We start from the raw sequence: 17459 nt of genomic DNA, 5'->3' as shown, positions 1-17459 counted from the left end.
CCCAGCCAGCGCCCCAGCGACCACCACAGACTGCGTTCCTGTCTCACTCGGCCGGGGTTACTCCAGCATGAGCATCGCGTCCATGCTCAGGTTCATAAGTCAGCAATCCGCGGCGCAGTTTCGGGCCGATCCGTTTCTCAAACCCGTCGGCCAGACTGAAGGCGGCAGGCACGATCAGCAGCGTCAGCACCGTGGAAAGCGTCAGCCCGCCGATCACCACCACGCCCATGGGCGCGCGAAACGCCGCATCGCCCGAAAGCGACATGGCCGCCGGAATCATCCCCGCCGTCATCGCCACCGTCGTCATCACGATGGGCTGGGCGCGCTTGTGGCCCGCCTCGATGATGGCGTCGAACTTGGGCGTGCCGCGCTGCATTTCCTCGATGGCAAAGTCGATCAGCAGGATCGAGTTTTTCGCCACAATCCCGAACAGCATCAGGATGCCGATATAGACCGGCATCGAGATCGGCATGTCGAGCAGCGCCAGCAAGAGCAGTCCGCCCAAAGGCGCCAGAAACAGCGAGGCCATATTCACCAGCGGCGAGACGACCCGGTGATAGAGCAGCACCAGCACCGCAAACACCAGCCCGATCCCCGCCGGCACCGCCAGCGCCAGATTGACGATCATTTCCTGCTGCCACTTGGCCTCGCCATAGGCGGTGTTCGACACGCCTGCGGGCAGATTCTTCATGATCGGCAGCGCCTTGACCTTGTTTTCCGCATCACCCTTGACCACGCCCGGCGCCAGATCCGCACCGATGAAGATGCGGCGCTCCTGATTGTAGCGCTGGATGGTCGAGGGGCCGGAACCGAAGGTGATGTCGGCCACGCGGCTCAAGGGCACCGAGCCGCCCGACGCGGTGGGCACCGGCAGATTGGCGATATTAGACAGGTCGCGCCGCGCTTCCTCGGGCAGGCGCACGCGGATCGGCACCTGACGGTCGGAGAGCGAGAATTTGGCCGCGTTCTGGTCGATCTCGCCGATCGTGGCGATGCGGATCGCCTGGCTGAGCGAGGAGGTCGAGATGCCAAGGCTGGCGGCCAGATCCATATGCGGCACAATCACCACTTCGGGGCGGCGCATGTCGCCCGAAATGCGCGGGGCCACCAGTTCGTGCATCCCCTTCATCTGCTCAACCAATTGCGCCGCCGTCTGGTCCAGCAGCGCCGGGTCCGAGCTGGACAGCATGATTTCCAGCCCGCGTCCGGTCGAGGAACCGCCATTGTTGCTGGCCTGGAAGGTGATGCGCGCATCGGCAATGCCCTGCACGGTGGGGGTGACTTCACGCTCGAACTGCTTGGTGTGGATCTTGCGATCCTTTTTCAGCATGATCATAACGCGGGCGTTGCCCTCGTTCACCCGTTCGAGCACCTGATCGGCCTCGGGCCGCCGGCGCACGATATTGGCCACCTCATCGGCCACCGCCTCGGTCTGGGCCAGCGTAGTGCCGGGCACCATTTCGATGCGGAGCTGGGTGAAATCGCTGTTCTCATCGGGGAACATTGCCGTGGGCATGGAAATGAACAGCACAATGGTCAGCGCGAAACAGCCCAAGGCGACGCCGATCATCCAGATGCGATGATCGCGCATCCGCGCGCGCAGATGGTCGCGCCACGACAGATCCCCCTTTTCCGCCAGCAGCCGCGCCCGCAGCGCCCGCGCGCCCGAAACGTCCAGCGACCAGTGCAGCACGCGCAGATAGTAATCCATCATCCGCCCGCCGCCATGTTCGGCATGGCCGTGGCTTTTCAGGAAATAGGCCGCCACCATCGGCGTGATCATGCGGGCCACGGCCAGCGACATCAGCACCGAGACCACCACCGTAAGACCGAAATTCTTGAAAAATGCCCCCGATACGCCCGGCATCAGCCCGACCGGCAAAAACACCGCCGCGATCGAGCAGGTGGTCGCCACCACCGCCAGACCGATCTCATCGGCGGCATCAATCGCGGCCTGATAGGCGGTCTTGCCCATGCGCATATGCCGGACGATGTTCTCGATTTCCACGATCGCATCGTCCACCAGCACGCCCGCGACCAAGCCCAGCGCGAGCAGGCTCATCGTGTTGAGCGTAAAGCCGAACCACACCTTCATGAACCAGAAGGTGGGGATGGCCGAAAGCGGGATGGCGATGGCCGACACCACCGTGGCGCGCCAGTCGCGCAGGAAGAAGAACACCACGATCACCGCCAGAACGGCGCCCTCGACCATGGATTCCATCGAGGATTCGTATTGCTTCTTGGTATAGGAAACCTGATTGAACAATTCGGTGAAATGGACGCCGGGCCGCTCCTTGGCGATCTTGTCCAGCTCGACCATCGACTTGTCATAGACCGACACGTCCGAGGCCCCGCGTGCGCGTGCGATGGAGAAGGTAACGACCTGCTTGCCGTTGACCTTGCCCAGCGAGGTGATTTCGCCCCATGCGTCGCGCACCGTGGCAATATCGGCCAGTTTCACCACGCGCCCCGCGACCGGAATATCGGCCTGGCTCAGCGCAAAGGCGTCCTGCGCATTGCCCAGCACGCGCACCGATTGGCGCGTGCCGCCGATTTCCGCCTTGCCGCCCGCCGCATTCAGGTTAAGCGCACGCAGCGCCGCATTGACCTGCGGCGCGGTGACGCCGAATGCCTGCATCCGCGCCGGGTCGAGCGTGACGAGAATTTCGCGGTTGACGCCGCCGTTGCGCTTGATTTCGGCCACACCCTCCACACCCAGCAGGCGCCGCGCCACCGTGTCGTCGATGAACCACGAGAGCTGCTCGATGGTCATGTCCTCGGCGGAAACCGCGAAATAGGCGATGGGGTTGCTCGAGGTGTTCACCTTGAACACCTGCGGCTCAAGAATACCGTCGGGCAGATTGCCGCGCGCCTGATCGACCGCGTTCTTCACCTCGGCCACCGCGGCGTTGATGTCCTCGCCCAGCTGGAATTCCACCATCGTCTGGCTGTTGCCTTCCGATGCGGTCGAACTGATCGAGGAAACGCCCGAAATCGTGCGCACCGCGCCTTCGATGCGCTGCGTGATCTGGGTCTCGATTTCGGTCGGGGCGGCGCCCGGCTGGGTGATCGAAACCACCACGATGGGAAATTCGATGTCGGGCTGGTCCTGGACCTCCATCCGGGCAAAGCTGATGATACCCATCAGCATCATGGCCACAAAGATGACAATGGGCACCACCGGATGCCGGATCGACCATGCCGAAAGATTGCGGAAGTTCATCGCTCCGATCCCCTTACGGCTGGTTGGGCTGGCTGCGCGGATTGACCGTTTCGCCCTCGGTCAGGAAGGCGCCTGCACGCAGCACCACCCGTTCGACGCCCGAAAGGCCAGAGGCAATGGCCACGCCCTTTTCGGTCACCATCGCCACCTTGACCCGCCGGCGCACCGCCTTGTTGTCGCCGGTCACGACATAGACATAGCTGCCCTGCGCATCGGCCTGCAGCGCCGATTCGGGCAGCAAAGGCGCCGACATCGAACCGCTGCGGATTTCCGCGCTGGCAAAGCCGCCGGGGCGGATGTCGCGGTCATAGGGCAGCGCGATCCGCGCGATCCCCTGCCGCGTGGCCGGGTCGATCACCGGCGAGACCTGCCAGACATGGCCGACAAATTCGCGCTCCGAACCCACAGGCCGCACCTTGACCTCCTGCCCCAGCGCCAGATGCGCCAGATCGCTTTCCGACAGGCGCGCGCGCATTTCCATCTCGCCCTTGTCGGCAATGCGGAACAGCACGCCATTGCCGGGGCTGACCACCTGACCCACCTCGAGCGCGCGGTCGAGCACGAGGCCGTCGGCGGGTGCGACAATGTTCAGCCGGCGGATCTTGGCCTGCATTTCGCCCAATTGCGCCTGCGCCACGCGCACCCGCGCATTGGCCGCATCGCGCACGGCGGTCAGCTTGTCGATGTCGGCGTTCGAAATGAACCCATTGGCCACCAGTTTCAGCCCGCGGTCCAGATTGGCCTGCGCGATGCGCGCATCGGCCTGCGCCACGCCGATATTGGCGTTGCTGCTGGCCTGCTGCTGGTTCTGCACCTGACGGTCGATCACGGCCAGCAACTGCCCGCGCTTGACCCACGCGCCCGGTTCGACCAGCACCTGCACCACCGTGCCGCCTTCGCCCACCACGCCCACAGGCATGTCATGGCGCGCGGCCAGCACGCCGCTGGCATTGATCGTGCCGGCAACCGTGGTGACGCCGGGGGCCGATACGGTGACGAGGGGCGCCTGATTGGCGCGCGCGGCATCGCCGCCGGGGTTGCGATGACTATAGGCCCAGATGCCGCCGACGGCCAGCAACACGGCCCCCGCCCCGATCAACGCCTTGCCGCGCGGAAAAGGCTGGGCCTCCCCACCTTCGAGGACGCCTTCATAAGCCGGTGCCATTTGGGCAGACTTCACCTTGGCCTCGACATTCATCTCGCTCACCACCCCATAAGTATTGCGAACCGGGTCTGCGCCCGGATCATGCGGCAAGCGTATTACTCGCGTATAGCACCTCAGGCAAGCGGGCTTTTCGTGCAATCGCGCCAAATATAAGCAAAAGGGCGCAGGAGCCCCCCGCTCCCACGCCCTTTCAAGCCCTGAAACGGGCCGATGACAGGTATTTCAACCTATCAATATTTCAGCTGGCGCTCATAGAGATCGCGGTAATGCTGAATCCGCGTGACGCGCAGGCCCTGCATCCCCGAACGATCCACCGCGCGTTGCCACGAGGCGAATTCTTCGAGCGTGAGGCTGTAACGCTCGCAGACCTCATCGATGGTCAGCAGGCCGCCGTTGACGGCTGCGACCACCTCGGCCTTGCGGCGCACAACCCAACGCGTGGTGTTGGGCGGCGGCAGCGATTCCAGCGTGAGCGGTTCGCCGAGCGGGCCAATGACCATGGCCGGACGGATTTTCTGGTTCTCGATCATTTCATTCCTCGATCGCCGGGATGACGGGGACCGGCAACGCCGAATTCAATGCCAGACATCGTTTTTCGAACCCCTCTAAAAACAGGGTTAACATCTTGGAAAGCCCCTTTGCAGGAAGCACTGAGGTCGTCCCAAACCGGTGCATAATCATGAAGGAGCCGCGCCACGTGGGGGTCGAAACTGCCCCCGGCCAGCATGGCCGGCGCCTCGCCGCAATCGCGCTGAAACGCATGGGCCGCCGCCAGCCTTGTGGCCAGCCCATGCCAGTCCATCGCCGACCGGCCCGCATCCACGCCGGTGGCAAAGGATGCCGCAAAGGACTGGGCCAGCCAGTCTTCATGATCAAATCGAAGTTCCATTGCCCACGTTATAGGCCCAACATGGTCAAGAGGCGGTAAAGGCGCGATTTACAACTTGTTGACCATGTTTAACCGGACGCAACAGTCCCCTCCGGCGCATTCCCTAGGGGCGCGGGGCGGCAAGAATCTGCCGATTTGGCGCTGGGGCCGGGTGGGTGTATGGGGCCGATCATGGCCCATGATTCCCCCTCTGTGTTAACACCCGCCGCGCTCCTTGATCTGTTTGATCTTGGACAAAATGTAAAAATGCGTCGAATCGTTGTCGCCATGTCGGGGGGTGTAGACTCATCCGTGGTGGCCGCTCTGGCCGCGCACAGCGGAGCCGAGGTGATCGGCATCACACTGCAGCTTTACGATCATGGCGAGGCGGTCAAGCGCAAGGGCGCGTGCTGCGCGGGCGATGATATCCGCGACGCGCGCGAGGTGGCCGACCGGCTTGGCATCGCGCATTATGTTTACGACCATGAATCCGCATTTCGCGAAAGCGTGGTTGATCGTTTTGCCGAAGATTACCTCAACGGACGCACGCCGATTCCCTGCATCCGCTGCAACATGGGGCCAAAGTTCACCGACCTTTTGACCATGGCGCGCGATCTGGGGGCCGATTGTCTGGCCACCGGGCATTATGTGCGGCGCGTGATGGGGGCGGCGGGGCCGGAATTGCACCGCGCGCTCGATCCCGCGCGCGACCAGTCCTATTTCCTTTACGCCACCACCGAGGCGCAGCTCGACTTCCTGCGCTTCCCTCTTGGCGGCCTGCCCAAGACGCAGGTGCGCGAACTGGCCGACCATTTCGGCCTCAAGGTCGCGGCCAAGCCCGATTCGCAGGACATCTGCTTTGTGCCCGAGGGCGATTACGCCAGCGTGGTGCGCAAGATCCGCCCCGAGGGCGAGCGCCCCGGCGATATCGTCCATGCCCAAACAGGCGCGGTGCTGGGCCACCATCGCGGCGTGATCCATTATACGGTGGGCCAGCGGCGGGGCCTTGAAATCGGCGGCCTGCCCGAGCCCGTCTATGTGGTGGGCATTGATGCGCCCGGCGCGCGGGTGCTGGTGGGGCCGCGGGCGATGCTGGCGGTGTCGGCGGCGCGGATTGTCGAAACCAACCGCATCGGGCCAGTGCCCGAAGGCGCGGCGCTGACCGCCAAGGTGCGCTCGCTGGCCAAGCCTGTGCCGGTGACGCTGGACGGGCCGCTGGGCGATGGGGCCGATACCACGATCCGCTTTGCCAGCCCCGAATATGGTGTCGCCCCCGGACAGGCCGCGGTGATCTATGCGGGCGACCGGGTGATCGGCGGCGGCTGGATCGAGGAAACCTTCGCCGCCTAAGGCTTACTGCTCCCATTTCTCCAGCACGCAGCCTTCGCCGGGGCGGAAAGTTGCGGTCTGAGCCGCGATCAGGGGAACGCGCGCGGTGACGCTCTTCGCGCCCTCGTCGGCCGAGAGCATCACCATGCTCATGCCCGGCTCGAAATCGCTCTTGCACTGATCGAGCGGGCGGCCTTCGACAAAACGGCAGGAGCAGGCGATGCGCGCGCCAAAGGACGCCCCGGTCAGCGCATCCTTGGCCAGACGCGGCCCCTTCCACAGGCCCAGCCCCAGCGCGGTGATTCCCGCAAGACCCAGCAGAACAAGCACAATCCTCAGCCGGACGCCACGACCGGGGGCCGTGCTTTCGCGTTGCCATGTGAGCTTGAAACTTGCCATCGGGAACGACCTTGCGCATGGAGGCATCGTGATGGTCACGCGCCGCCCCCCCCTTATCGCGCCCAAGCGCCGCTTGCCAACCCCGCTGGTGGCGCTTTCGCTCGCCCTGCTGGCGGGCTGCGGCGGCGGGGAAAAGGCCGAATCGCCCCTCTCGGCGCAGGCTATGGCCGCCATCGGCGCGCGCCCCGGCGCCCCGCGTGAAGCGCTGGCCCGCGCGGTGGATGAATTGTTCACCGATCCGATGCTGGGCGAAACGCGCGCATTGGTGGTGATGCATCGCGGGCGAATCGTGGCCGAGCGATATGCCCCCGGATATGGCCCGAACACAAAGCTGATCGGCTGGTCGATGTCCAAGACGATCACCGGGGTGCTGATCGGCCTGCTGATTTCGGACGGGCGGCTCACGCTCGACGAATCGGCCCCGGTCCCTTCGTGGCAGCGCCCCGGCGACCCGCGCGGCGAGATCACCTTGCGCCAATTGCTGCAAATGCGGTCCGGCCTGCGCCATATCGAATCGACCACGCCTGCGGGCGATGCCGACACGGTGCGCATGCTCGCGCTGGACGGACGCGACGATATGGCCGCCTATGCCGAGGCCCAGCCGCTGGTGGCCGAACCGGGCAGCCGGTGGGAATATTCCACCGCCACCAGCGTGATCCTCGCCGACATCGCCGCGCGCGCGCTGACCGACAGCCGCGACCCGGCCGCCCGGCGACAGGCCGTCAGCGACTATCTCCACAGCCGCCTCTTCATGCCCGCCGGCATGACCAGCGCCACCCCCGAATTCGACGCCGCAGGCACCCTGATCGGGGGCAGCATGATCCACGCCACCGCCCGCGACTGGGGCCGGTTCGGCGAATTCCTGCGCAACAACGGCATGGTCAACGGCGCGCGCATCGTGCCCTCGGATTGGGTCGGCTTCATGCTGAGCCCCGCGCCGCACAACCCCGGCTATGGCGCGCAAATCTGGCTCAATCGACACCAGCCCAGCGGAGAGGAAGAACTCTTCCCCGGACGGGGCAAGGCCAATATCTTCGCCGCCATCGGCCACCTCGGCCAATATGTCATCGTCTCGCCCGATCAGGAGCTGACCGTGGTGCGGCTGGGCAAGACCGACCACGCGATGCGCCCCGCGCTGGTGCGCAAGCTGGCCGATATCGTGCAATTGTATAATCAGGATTGATTGGGGTGGGGGTTTAGATGCCTCCGGCGGGCAAAGGGCGGGGGCCCTTTGCAATCCCCATACTGTCTTTGTAGCGCCAGAGCGGCGGCGTTGCGCAAGGCGGGCAGCGTTCGGAATTGAAAGCCTGCGGCGCCAATCAGCGCCACTTGACCGCGCCGCAGGCTTGATAACCCTTGCGACCAAACGCGCCCCGACGATTCTGGCACCACCCCATTATCGGGATTGCAAAGGGCCCCCGCCCTTTGCCCGCCGGAGGCACCTTAAACCTTCCTCCTTAAACCTCAAACATCCTGCAAAATATCCCGCCCCGCTACGCCGCGCTCATCGACATGGCCTTCGGGATCGGGATGGATCAGAATCTCCACCTCGGGGAATTCCTCCCGCAATTTGTCCTCGATCTCATCCATCACGCGGTGGGCCTGGGTCACGGTCATGTTGCCGTCGACCCAGACGTGGAACTGGACGAAATCGCGGTTGCCGCTGGTGCGGGTGCGCAGGTCGTGGACGCCGCGCAGTTCGGGGTGGCGGCCCAGCACTTCGACAAAGCGGGCCTTTTTGTCCTCGGGCCATTCGCGGTCCATCAATTGCTCGATGGCTTCCTCGCTTGCGTGATAGGCGCCCCAGCCCAGCCAGAGCGCGATGCCGAGGCCAAAGAGCGGGTCGGCCTTGGTCAGGCCCGCATATTGGTCGAGCAGCAGCGCGACGATAACCGCCATATTGAGCAGCAGGTCGGATTTGTAATGGAGATGGTCGGTGAAGATCGCCACCGAGCGCGTCCGGCGCAGCACATATTGTTGCCACGCCAACAGGGCCAGCGTGCCGATGATCGCGATCACCGAGACGAGGATACCGTCGCCCGCCGATCCGGTGCGCTCACCCGACATCAATTGCTGGACCGAATGCACCGCCAGCGCCAGCGCCGAGGCCCCGATCAGCAGCACCTGAAACATGGCCGAGAGCGCCTCGGCCTTGCCATGGCCAAAGCGGTGGTTGTCATCGGCGGGCATCCCCGCCACCCAGACCCCCGCCAGCGTGGCCAGCGAGGCCACCAGATCGAGCAGCGTGTCGGCCAGGCTGCCCAGCATCGCGGTGGAACCGGTGGTCCATGCCGCCCAGCCCTTCAGCCCCACCAGCAGCAGGGCCATGGAGATGCTGGCATAGGCCGCGCTGCGGTTAAGCGCGGAATGGTCGGGCGCGGAATGATTGTGTTGGGCCATGGTCCTGCCTTTTACGGGTAAAGCAGGCTGCTGGTCCAGCCCTCGCTGTCGCCGTCACCGGCGCGGACAAAGCGGCGGCGTTCGTGCAGGCGAAAGGCGCGGTCCATCCAGAATTCCATCGCGTCGGGCACAAGGCAAAAGCCCGTCCAGTGCGGCGGGCGCGGCACCGGCCCGATCAGATGGCGCGCCGTCACGCGGGCGATATCGCCCAGAAACGCCGCGCGCGAGGAGAGCGGCGCGGACTGGTTGCTGGCATGGGCGCCCAATTGCGAGTCGCGGCTGCGGCTGGCGAAATAGGCATCGGCCATGTCATCGGGCACCTGATGGATCGCGCCCTCGATGCGGATCTGGCGGCGCAGGCTCTTCCAGTGAAACAGCATTGCCGCCTTGGGATTGGCCAGCAATTCGCCACCCTTGCGGCTGTGGCTGTTAGTATAGAACACAAAGCCACCCTTGGGACCGAGCAATTGGGCCCCGTGATCCTTCATCAGCACCATGCGCACCGAGGGGAAAGCATCGGGTGTGGCCGTGGCCACGGCGACCGCTTCGGGGTCATTGGGCTCGGATTTCTTCGCCTCGGCAAACCATGCGTCGAACAGGGCGAAAGGATCGCCGCCGACAATCGCGTCTGATTCCGAACTCATATCCGTTGATTCCCATGCCATTTGCGCCTGTCTGCGCCGTTAGGCCAGTTTGCCCGATCACGAAAGCGGCGAAAAGGGCATCAAGCATTTGATCTGATACCTTGCAGGGCGGGCCTTGCCATCCTAGCTAGGCGGACATGGCACAAGATCCTTATGCAATTCTGGGTGTATCGCGCGGCGCAAGCGAGAAGGACATCAAGTCCGCCTATCGCAAGCTGGCCAAGGAATTGCACCCCGACCACAACAAGGACAACCCCAAGGCCGCCGAGCGCTTCAGCGAGGTGACGCGCGCCTATGACCTGTTGACCGACAAGGACAAGCGCGCCCAGTTCGACCGGGGCGAAATTGACGGCGAGGGCAATCCGGCCGGATTCGCCGGCGGTTTCGGGGGCGGCGGCTTCGGCGGAGGCCAGCGCGGCTTTGGCGGCGGGGCCGGACCCGAAGGCATGGATTTCGGCGATATTTTCGAAGGCATCTTTGGCGGGCGCAGCGGCGGCTTTGGCGGCGGCGGATTCGGGGGCGGCGGCGGCGGCGGCGGTTTTGGCCGCCAGGCCCCGCCCAAGGGCGCCAACCGCGCCTATCGCCTTGCCGTGTCGCTGCCCGATGCCGCGCTCTGCGCCAGCCAGCGCATCACGCTGGCCGATGGCAAGACAATTGATGTCAAGCTGCCCAAGGGCGTTGAGGACGGGATGCAGATCCGTCTGGCGGGCAAGGGTGAGCCGGGGCCCGGCGGCCCGGGCGACGCGATGATCACCATCGCCATCCAGCCCCACCCCTATTTCCGCCGCGACGGCGACGATATCCGCATCGACATCCCCGTCACGCTGGACGAGGCGGTGTTCGGCGGCAAGGTCAAGGTGCCCACCGCCGATGGCGCGGTGATGCTGACCGTGGCGCCGGGCAGTTCGAGCGGCAAGACTTTGCGCATCAAGGGCCGTGGCTTTACCCGCAAGGACGGCACGCGCGGTGATCAGTTCGTGACGCTGGAAATCGCGCTGCCCGAAGGCGACGCGGATCTGGCGCAAAGGCTCGAAGGCTGGCGCGATACGCGCGATCTGCGCGCGAAATTCGGATAAGGCTTTGCCGGATTCGGGGCCGAACGCGGGCAAACCGGAGGGAGAGGCAAAGGCCTCTCCCTCCTTGCCCGGCGGGTTTGTCCTCAACGCCAAAATTCACGATCTGACGCCCGAGGCGCGGCGGCGGCGGGCTGCGCGCCTCAATGGCGATCTGGCCGACCGGCTGCGCGCGCAACTGGGCCATCGCGGCTTTACCGTGGTCCAGCGCGTGGCAACAGGCGTCTGGCGCGACGGTTTCATCCATGCGGGCAATCTGGCCTATATGGCGGTGCTTTCGATCTTTCCCTTTTTCATCGTGGCGGGCGGCCTGTTTTCGCTGGTGGGCGAGGCGAGCGAGCGGGCCGATCTGGTCCATGCCTTTTTGCGCGTCACGCCCCGCGTGGTGGCGTCTGTGCTCGAACCTGTGGCGCGCGATGTGGTGGTGATGCGCCATGGCTGGCTGCTGTGGGCGGGCATGGCGGCGGGCGTGTGGACGGTTTCCAGCCTGATCGAGACGGTGCGCGACATTCTGCGCCGCGCCTATGGCACGCCGGTGCGTCACAAGAGCTTCTGGCGGCGGCGGCTGATCGGCACGGGGCTGGTGATGGTGGCGGTCGTGCTGCTGCTGATCTCGCTTTATATGCAGGTGGCGATCAGCACGACCTTGCAGTTGATTCCGATCCGCACGATTCGCGAACAGGCGATGGTGGCCAATCTCAGCCTGTCGCGGCTGGTGCCGATGGTGGTGCTGCTGGGTTCGCTCTACCTGCTGTTTTTCATATTGACGCCAAGCACTTATCGCGGCCCTGCCTATCCCAAATGGCCCGGCGCGCTGCTGGTCACGCTGTGGTGGGCGCTGGTCTCCCTGGTGCTGCCATGGCTGCTGCGCTGGCTTTTTTTGTATGATCTGACCTACGGCAGCCTTGCCGGCGCCATGATTGCCTTGTTCTTTTTCTGGCTTGTCGGGCTAGGACTGGTTACAGGCGCGGAATTGAATGCGGCTCTGGCGGTGACGCCCGAAGAGCGCGACTGGTTAGGACAGGCGGATAACCGCGCCTCCGAAAACATGAGGGATGATTACGAATGACCGGACTGATGCAGGGCAAGCGTGGCCTGATCATGGGGCTGGCAAACGATAAGTCGCTGGCATGGGGCATTGCCCAGAAATTGCACGAACATGGCGCGGAGCTGGCCTTTTCCTATCAGGGCGAGGCGCTGAAAAAGCGCGTCGGCCCGCTGGCCGAAAGTCTGGGCAGCGATTTCCTGATCGATTGCGACGTGTCGGACATGGACGCGCTGGACGCGGCCTTTGACGCGCTCAAGACCCGCTGGGAAACCATCGACTTCATCGTCCATGCCATCGGTTATTCGGACAAGACCCAGCTGCGCGGCCGGTATTACGACACCACGCTCGACAATTTCCTGATGACGATGAACATCTCGGCCTACAGCCTGGTGGCCGTGACCAAGCGCGCGCAGGAAATGATGCCGAACGGCGGCTCGATCCTGACGCTGAGCTATTATGGCGCGGAAAAGGTCGTGCCCCATTACAACGTGATGGGCGTGGCCAAGGCGGCGCTGGAAACCAGCGTCAAGTATCTGGCCAATGACTGCGGCCCGGCGGGCATCCGCGTCAACGCCATTTCGGCAGGCCCCATCAAGACGCTGGCCGCCAGCGGGATCGGCGATTTCCGCTATATCCTGAAGTGGAACGAGCTGAATTCGCCGCTGCGCCGCAATGTCACGATTGAGGACGTGGGCGGTGCGGGGCTCTATCTGCTCTCCGATCTGGCGGGCGGCGTGACGGGCGAGATCCACCATGTGGACGCCGGTTACAATGTCGTGGGCATGAAGCAGGAAGACGCGCCCGATATTGCGCTGAGCTGATGCATTTGGGGGCGCGGGCGGGCATTGCCCCTTGCGCCCCATTCCCCCCGGCGGGCAAACGCGGCATAAGCCAGCCCATGTCCCAACCGACCATGTCCGACCCAACCCTGCTCTCCGCCCTGATTTCGGCATTGGCGATGACGATCATTGTCTCGCTGCGCTATCTGCTGTCCAGCGGCGGTTTCGCATGGGCGACGCGGGTGCGCCAGCCCGGCCTCTATGCCCCCCTTTCCCGCCAGATCCGCTCCGAGATCGCCTGGTCGCTGTTCTCCTGCGCGATCTTTGGCATTCCGGCCGGGATCGTCGCATGGGGATGGCGCGCCCATGGCTGGACGCGGATCTATGAAGACATTCACGCCATGCCTTTGTGGTACTGGCCGCTCTCGATTCTGATCTATTTGGCGATCCACGACACATGGTTCTATTGGAGCCACCGCTGGATGCATGTCCCGCGCGTGTTCCGCATCTTTCACGCCGTCCACCATGCCAGCCGCCCACCCACCGCATGGGCCGCCATGGCCTTTCATCCCACCGAGGCGCTGACGCAGGCCTTTGTCGTCCCGCTGCTGGTGTTTCTTGTGCCGATTCACGTGGGGGCATTGGGCGTGGTATTAACCATCATGACGGTGATGGGCGTGACCAACCATATGGGCTGGGAGATATTCCCCCACCGCCTCGTTCACGGGCGACTCGGCCGGTGGATCATCACCGCCACCCATCATCAGCGCCACCACGACATCTATCGGGCCAATTTCGGCCTCTATTTCCGCTTTTGGGACCGGGTTTGCGGGACGGACAAGGGGCTGGGAGAATTTTTGCGCCCATAGCACCCGGACCGAATGGCGCAACTTAACCAAACCTTTACCCTGTTGCGCGAATATGCCCCCGTTAAACATTGGTAATGATCGGCGGGAGCGACAGGATGGACGGCGCGCGCAGCTTTTTTGAACGCAACGCCGGAATCAATCCGGTCAGTGACGAGGAAGAGGACGATTTCCTCGACCTGCCCCCTGTGGTGGTGGCCGAGGGCGAGCGCCGGTTGCAGATCCGCGCCTATGACCATTGGACCCAATTGCTGGGCGCCAAGACCATGCCGCTGATCGCGGACCTCAAACTGGATCAGATCGGCGATATTGCCACGCAGGCGGTGCTGATCGATTTTGCCCACAGCACTGACGATCCGCGCATCCGCTTTGTGGGCGAGATGCTGGCGCAGGAATGCGGCGTGGCGCGCGACATCACGCGTCTGGAGCAGGTGCCCGACCATTCGATGCTGGCGCGCCTGACCGGGCAATATATGCAGATCATCGCCAATCAGGCCCCGATCGGCTTTGAGGAGGAATTCCTGAACGCGCGCGGGGCGATGATCGCCTATCGCGGGATGCTCTTGCCCTTTGCCGAGGAAATGGGCGGGTCGATCCGCTATGTGCTGGGCGTGGTCAATTGGAAGGAAGCGGCCGATGCCTCGCTGAGCGAGCAGTTGGCGCGCGAATTGGGCGCCTCTTTCCACGAGGACGAACAGGTCCATGCCCCCCGGCCCAGCCCCGAACAGACCGTGGCGCAATGGGCCGCGTGGGCCGATGGGCCGCAAGCGGGGATAAACGCCGCCCCCGCGCGCGATCTGGCCGACTGGCTGCGCGACGCGCGCGACAGCGCCCATGCGGCCTCCATCACGCAGGACCGCCCGCGTCAGGCGCTCTATGACGCGATCGGCCGGGCCTATGATTTCGCGCTGATGGCGCGCGACAAGCCGAGCGAACTCCACGAACTGATGGTGCAGGCAGGCCTTGTCGGCCAGCCGCGCGCGCCGCTGGTACCCATTGTCAAACTGGTGTTCGGCGCCGATCATGACAAGACGCGGCTGACCGAATATGCCACCGCGCTCTCGCATGGGCTGCGCCTTGGCCTGCCGCAGGGCGCGATGGCCGATCATCTGGCGCAGGCCAGCGGGGGCCTCAAGGGCGTGGTGGCGCAGGAGCGCCGGTTGCGCCGCGATGAAAGCGCCGGTGAAGCCGAAGACGGCAATCCGCTCGACCGCCTGACCCCGCGCCCTCTGAGCACGCTGGGCGCCAAGGGGCCGGAATATGCGGTCGTGCTGGTCCGGCGCATGGCGGACGGCACCATCGCGCTGCTGGGCGATCTGGGCGATGATCCGGCGCTGATGACGCGGGCGACAAGGCTGCTGACGCCGGAATAATTCTTCAGGCGCGGTTCAGTCCGAAACGTGTTAGGTCTGGCCCCAGCATGTCAGTCCGTTCCGCGCTCGCCTCTGCCTTTCGCTCCGTGGCCACGCTTGCCGTGTGCCTGCTGGCCACCACGCCTGCGGCGGCGCAATCGGTGCTGCGCGATGCGGAAACCGAGGCGCTGTTTCGCGATATGGCCTCGCCTCTGGTGCGCGCGGCGGGGCTGGACCCCAAGAATGTCGATATCGTGCTGGTCAATGATTCCTCGATCAACGCCTTCGTGGCCGGGGGTCAGGCGGTCTATATCCACTCGGGCCTGATCAATGAGGCATCCTCCGCGCTGGAGGTTCAGGGCGTGATCGCGCATGAGCTGGGCCACGTGGTTGGCGGCCATGCGATTGATGATCGCGGGGCCAAGATGGCAGGCAATATCTCGATCCTCTCGCTTTTGCTGGGCGCGGCGGCGGCTGCGGCGGGCGGCGGCGCGGCGGCGATGGGCGTGTTCATGGCCGGACAGCAGGCCGCGATGGGCAAATTCCTGGCCTATACGCGCGGCGAGGAAGAGGCGGCGGATGCGGCGGGCGCATCGTTCCTGTCCAAGGCGGGCATGTCCGGGCGCGGCTCGCTGGAGTTTTTTCACAAGCTGCTGGTGATGGAAAACCGCTATGGCATGACCCATAGCGACGAGGCGAGCTTCTATTCGACCCACCCGCTGACCGATGAACGCATCGCCTATCTGGAAGACGTCTATAAGAAAGACCCCGCGTGGAACGCGCCCAGCGATCCGGCGCTGGAGGAACGCTTTCAAAGGGTGAAGGCCAAGCTTTACGGTTATCTGGCCGAACCGCCCAGCACGTTTCAGGCCTTTCCCGAGTACATGAACAATGTGCCCGCGCTTTATGCCAGAGCCTATGCCTATCACAAGGAAGGCTTTCTGGATAAGGCGACGACCGAGGCGGACAAGCTGCTGGCTCTGGCCCCGCGCGATCCCTATTTCCTTGAGCTGAAGGGGCAGATCCTGCTGGAGGCGGGCAAGCCTGCCGAGGCGCTGGGCCCCTTGCGGCAGGCCACGGCTCTTACCGGCAATCAGCCGCTGATCGCCACCACTTTTGGCCATGCGCTGATCGCGCAGGATGATCTGGTCAATTCACGCGACCATCTGGACGAGGCGCAAAAGGTGCTCAAGGCCGCCGTCGCGCGCGACCGGGAAAATCCCTTTGCCTGGTATGTTCTGGGCATCACCTATGCCAAGAGCGGCGATCTGCCCCGCGCCCGTCTGGCCAGCGCCGAGCAGGCCTCGCTTTCGGGCAATTGGGGCGGGGCGATGGTCAATGCCGAGGCGGCCAAGAACGGCCTTGCCGCCGGATCGCCCGACGCCATCCGCGCCGAGGATATTGCGCTGGAGGCCAAGAGCTATCTCGCAAAATCGAAAAAACGCTAATAGAGCAGAGCGGCACCAGCCCTCTCCCCCGGCCCTGTCATCCCTGTAAGGTATCCTGTTGGGTGGCAGGGCCGGGGGAGAGGGTCGGTGCCGCAGGCAAATCGCGGAGGCGATTTGCCTAAACAGCATAAAGGAAATTCCATGTCTCAGTTTCGCACCATTGTTCTTGCCTCGCTGTTCGGACTGGCGGGCGGTCTGGTGGGCGCAACTCTTGCCCCGATGCTGCCCTTTGGCCATGCCGGACAGGTCAAGGCGGTGCGCGAGGCTCTGCTCGAACGCCCCGAAATCCTGAGCGAGGCGGCCGAAAAGCTGAAATCGGGCGAGGCGGAAAAGCAGCTGGCACAGGTGGCCCCGCAGGCATTGAAGCCCTTTCCCGGCGCGGTGATCGGCAATCCGCAGGGCAGCCATGTGCTGGTCGAATTCATGGATTACGCCTGCGGCTATTGCCGGGCCAGCGAGGAGGACGTGGCCAAGCTGGTCGCCGCCGATCCGCAGGCGCAGGTGGTGATCCGCCAATTGCCGATCCTCACGCCTGAAAGCGTGGATGCCGCCAAGATGGCGCTGGCCGCGGCCAAACAGGGCAAATTTGCCGCCTTCCACAAGGCGATGTTTGCCGCCGGACGCCCCAATGCCCAAACCATCGCGGCCGCCGCGCAGAGCGCCGCGCTGGACATGGCCGCCGCGCAAAAAGTGGTGGCCGATCCGGCCACGCAGGCCGAAATCGAGGCCAATCTGGCCCTTGCCCGCCATCTTGGCCTTGGCGGCACGCCAAGCTGGATCGCGGGCGGCAAGATCCTTGGCGGGGCGGTAGGCTATGACGCCTTGGCCGCCGCCATCAAGGGTTGATGCCTTAGCCTCTTCCCCC

General features: G+C 64.5%; 16 protein-coding genes. 9 read left to right on the top strand and 7 right to left on the bottom strand.

All coding sequences use genetic code 11. The features are described from left to right. Positions 1–43 precede the first annotated feature (43 nt). From BGP00_RS19620 to BGP00_RS19605, 4 genes are all read right to left on the bottom strand, one after another. Entirely contained in the window at positions 44–3223 is a 3180-nt protein-coding gene (locus BGP00_RS19620; protein ID WP_168603329.1) for an efflux RND transporter permease subunit, read from the bottom strand. Positions 3224–3236: 13 nt separating this feature from the next. Next, positions 3237–4430, bottom strand: coding sequence for an efflux RND transporter periplasmic adaptor subunit (locus BGP00_RS19615; RefSeq protein ID WP_292688335.1), 1194 nt, complete (start codon positions 4428–4430; stop codon positions 3237–3239). Positions 4431–4618: 188 nt separating this feature from the next. Next, a complete protein-coding gene (locus tag BGP00_RS19610; RefSeq protein WP_168603328.1) occupies positions 4619–4918 on the bottom strand; it encodes a DUF1153 domain-containing protein in 300 nt (99 codons plus the stop codon). Further along, a complete protein-coding gene (locus BGP00_RS19605; protein ID WP_168603327.1) occupies positions 4915–5277 on the bottom strand; it encodes a hypothetical protein in 363 nt (120 codons plus the stop codon). The genes BGP00_RS19610 and BGP00_RS19605 overlap by 4 nt, the downstream gene beginning before the upstream one ends. A 246-nt stretch (positions 5278–5523) precedes the next feature. On the opposite strand from BGP00_RS19605, the gene mnmA reads away from it, so the two are divergent. Next, positions 5524–6606, top strand: a complete 1083-nt coding sequence (gene mnmA / locus BGP00_RS19600) for a tRNA 2-thiouridine(34) synthase MnmA (RefSeq protein ID WP_292688332.1) — start codon at positions 5524–5526, stop codon at positions 6604–6606. Between the two features lie 3 nt (positions 6607–6609). Here the strand turns inward: mnmA and BGP00_RS19595 are convergent, their stop codons facing one another. After that, entirely contained in the window at positions 6610–6984 is a 375-nt protein-coding gene (locus tag BGP00_RS19595) for a hypothetical protein (RefSeq protein WP_292688330.1), read from the bottom strand. Positions 6985–7015: 31 nt separating this feature from the next. Between BGP00_RS19595 and BGP00_RS19590 the strand changes: the two genes are divergently transcribed. Next, positions 7016–8167 carry a serine hydrolase gene (locus tag BGP00_RS19590; protein WP_292689199.1) on the top strand — a complete coding sequence of 384 codons (1152 nt, stop codon included), beginning with the start codon at positions 7016–7018 and terminating at the stop codon, positions 8165–8167. A gap of 281 nt (positions 8168–8448) precedes the next feature. Here the strand turns inward: BGP00_RS19590 and BGP00_RS19585 are convergent, their stop codons facing one another. Together BGP00_RS19585 and pdxH are read right to left on the bottom strand one after the other, a co-directional pair. Then, positions 8449–9384 (bottom strand): cation diffusion facilitator family transporter, encoded by a 936-nt coding sequence (locus BGP00_RS19585; RefSeq protein WP_292688328.1) that lies wholly within the window; start codon positions 9382–9384, stop codon positions 8449–8451. Between the two features lie 11 nt (positions 9385–9395). Next, positions 9396–10028, bottom strand: coding sequence for a pyridoxamine 5'-phosphate oxidase (gene pdxH, locus BGP00_RS19580; protein WP_168603324.1), 633 nt, complete (start codon positions 10026–10028; stop codon positions 9396–9398). 137 nt (positions 10029–10165) lie between these two features. Here pdxH and BGP00_RS19575 point away from each other — a divergent pair, with 137 nt between their 5' ends. The 7 genes from BGP00_RS19575 to BGP00_RS19545 all read left to right on the top strand — a co-directional run bounded on the left by BGP00_RS19575 (position 10166) and on the right by BGP00_RS19545 (position 17440). Next, positions 10166–11104 (top strand): DnaJ C-terminal domain-containing protein, encoded by a 939-nt coding sequence (locus tag BGP00_RS19575; protein WP_292688326.1) that lies wholly within the window; start codon positions 10166–10168, stop codon positions 11102–11104. A 64-nt stretch (positions 11105–11168) separates the two neighbouring features. Next, positions 11169–12170, top strand: coding sequence for a YihY/virulence factor BrkB family protein (locus tag BGP00_RS19570; protein WP_292688324.1), 1002 nt, complete (start codon positions 11169–11171; stop codon positions 12168–12170). Continuing rightward, positions 12167–12970, top strand: a complete 804-nt coding sequence (fabI, locus tag BGP00_RS19565; protein WP_168603321.1) for an enoyl-ACP reductase FabI — start codon at positions 12167–12169, stop codon at positions 12968–12970. Before BGP00_RS19570 ends, fabI begins: the two co-directional genes overlap by 4 nt. Positions 12971–13062: 92 nt before the next feature. Continuing rightward, the gene (locus BGP00_RS19560; protein WP_292688321.1) at positions 13063–13797 is read left to right on the top strand and encodes a sterol desaturase family protein; all 735 of its coding nucleotides are present in this window, start codon (positions 13063–13065) and stop codon (positions 13795–13797) included. Positions 13798–13892: 95 nt separating this feature from the next. Beyond that, a complete protein-coding gene (locus tag BGP00_RS19555; protein WP_292688319.1) occupies positions 13893–15167 on the top strand; it encodes a hypothetical protein in 1275 nt (424 codons plus the stop codon). Between the two features lie 47 nt (positions 15168–15214). Continuing rightward, positions 15215–16594, top strand: coding sequence for a M48 family metalloprotease (locus BGP00_RS19550; RefSeq protein WP_292688317.1), 1380 nt, complete (start codon positions 15215–15217; stop codon positions 16592–16594). 141 nt (positions 16595–16735) lie between these two features. Further along, the gene (locus BGP00_RS19545; protein WP_168603317.1) at positions 16736–17440 is read left to right on the top strand and encodes a DsbA family protein; all 705 of its coding nucleotides are present in this window, start codon (positions 16736–16738) and stop codon (positions 17438–17440) included. Positions 17441–17459 lie beyond the last annotated feature (19 nt).

It is taken from the genome of Novosphingobium sp. 63-713 (assembly GCF_001898925.1).
Taxonomy (GTDB): Bacteria; Pseudomonadota; Alphaproteobacteria; order Sphingomonadales; family Sphingomonadaceae; genus Novosphingobium.
Note: the sequence above shows the minus strand (reverse complement) of the source record. Positions and strands in the feature narration are given on the sequence as shown.

Excerpts from the sequence above, each read along its gene's own strand:
- BGP00_RS19620 (WP_168603329.1), bottom strand. The coding sequence starts at position 3,223 with ATGAACTTCCGCAATCTTTCGGCATGGTCGATCCGGCATCCGGTGGTG.
- BGP00_RS19610 (WP_168603328.1), bottom strand. The coding sequence starts at position 4,918 with ATGATCGAGAACCAGAAAATCCGTCCGGCCATGGTCATTGGCCCGCTC.
- BGP00_RS19605 (WP_168603327.1), bottom strand. The coding sequence starts at position 5,277 with ATGGAACTTCGATTTGATCATGAAGACTGGCTGGCCCAGTCCTTTGCG.
- mnmA (WP_292688332.1), top strand. The coding sequence starts at position 5,524 with ATGCGTCGAATCGTTGTCGCCATGTCGGGGGGTGTAGACTCATCCGTG.
- BGP00_RS19595 (WP_292688330.1), bottom strand. The coding sequence starts at position 6,984 with ATGGCAAGTTTCAAGCTCACATGGCAACGCGAAAGCACGGCCCCCGGT.
- BGP00_RS19590 (WP_292689199.1), top strand. The coding sequence starts at position 7,016 with ATGGTCACGCGCCGCCCCCCCCTTATCGCGCCCAAGCGCCGCTTGCCA.
- BGP00_RS19585 (WP_292688328.1), bottom strand. The coding sequence starts at position 9,384 with ATGGCCCAACACAATCATTCCGCGCCCGACCATTCCGCGCTTAACCGC.
- pdxH (WP_168603324.1), bottom strand. The coding sequence starts at position 10,028 with ATGAGTTCGGAATCAGACGCGATTGTCGGCGGCGATCCTTTCGCCCTG.
- BGP00_RS19575 (WP_292688326.1), top strand. The coding sequence starts at position 10,166 with ATGGCACAAGATCCTTATGCAATTCTGGGTGTATCGCGCGGCGCAAGC.
- fabI (WP_168603321.1), top strand. The coding sequence starts at position 12,167 with ATGACCGGACTGATGCAGGGCAAGCGTGGCCTGATCATGGGGCTGGCA.
- BGP00_RS19560 (WP_292688321.1), top strand. The coding sequence starts at position 13,063 with ATGTCCGACCCAACCCTGCTCTCCGCCCTGATTTCGGCATTGGCGATG.
- BGP00_RS19555 (WP_292688319.1), top strand. The coding sequence starts at position 13,893 with ATGGACGGCGCGCGCAGCTTTTTTGAACGCAACGCCGGAATCAATCCG.
- BGP00_RS19550 (WP_292688317.1), top strand. The coding sequence starts at position 15,215 with ATGTCAGTCCGTTCCGCGCTCGCCTCTGCCTTTCGCTCCGTGGCCACG.
- BGP00_RS19545 (WP_168603317.1), top strand. The coding sequence starts at position 16,736 with ATGTCTCAGTTTCGCACCATTGTTCTTGCCTCGCTGTTCGGACTGGCG.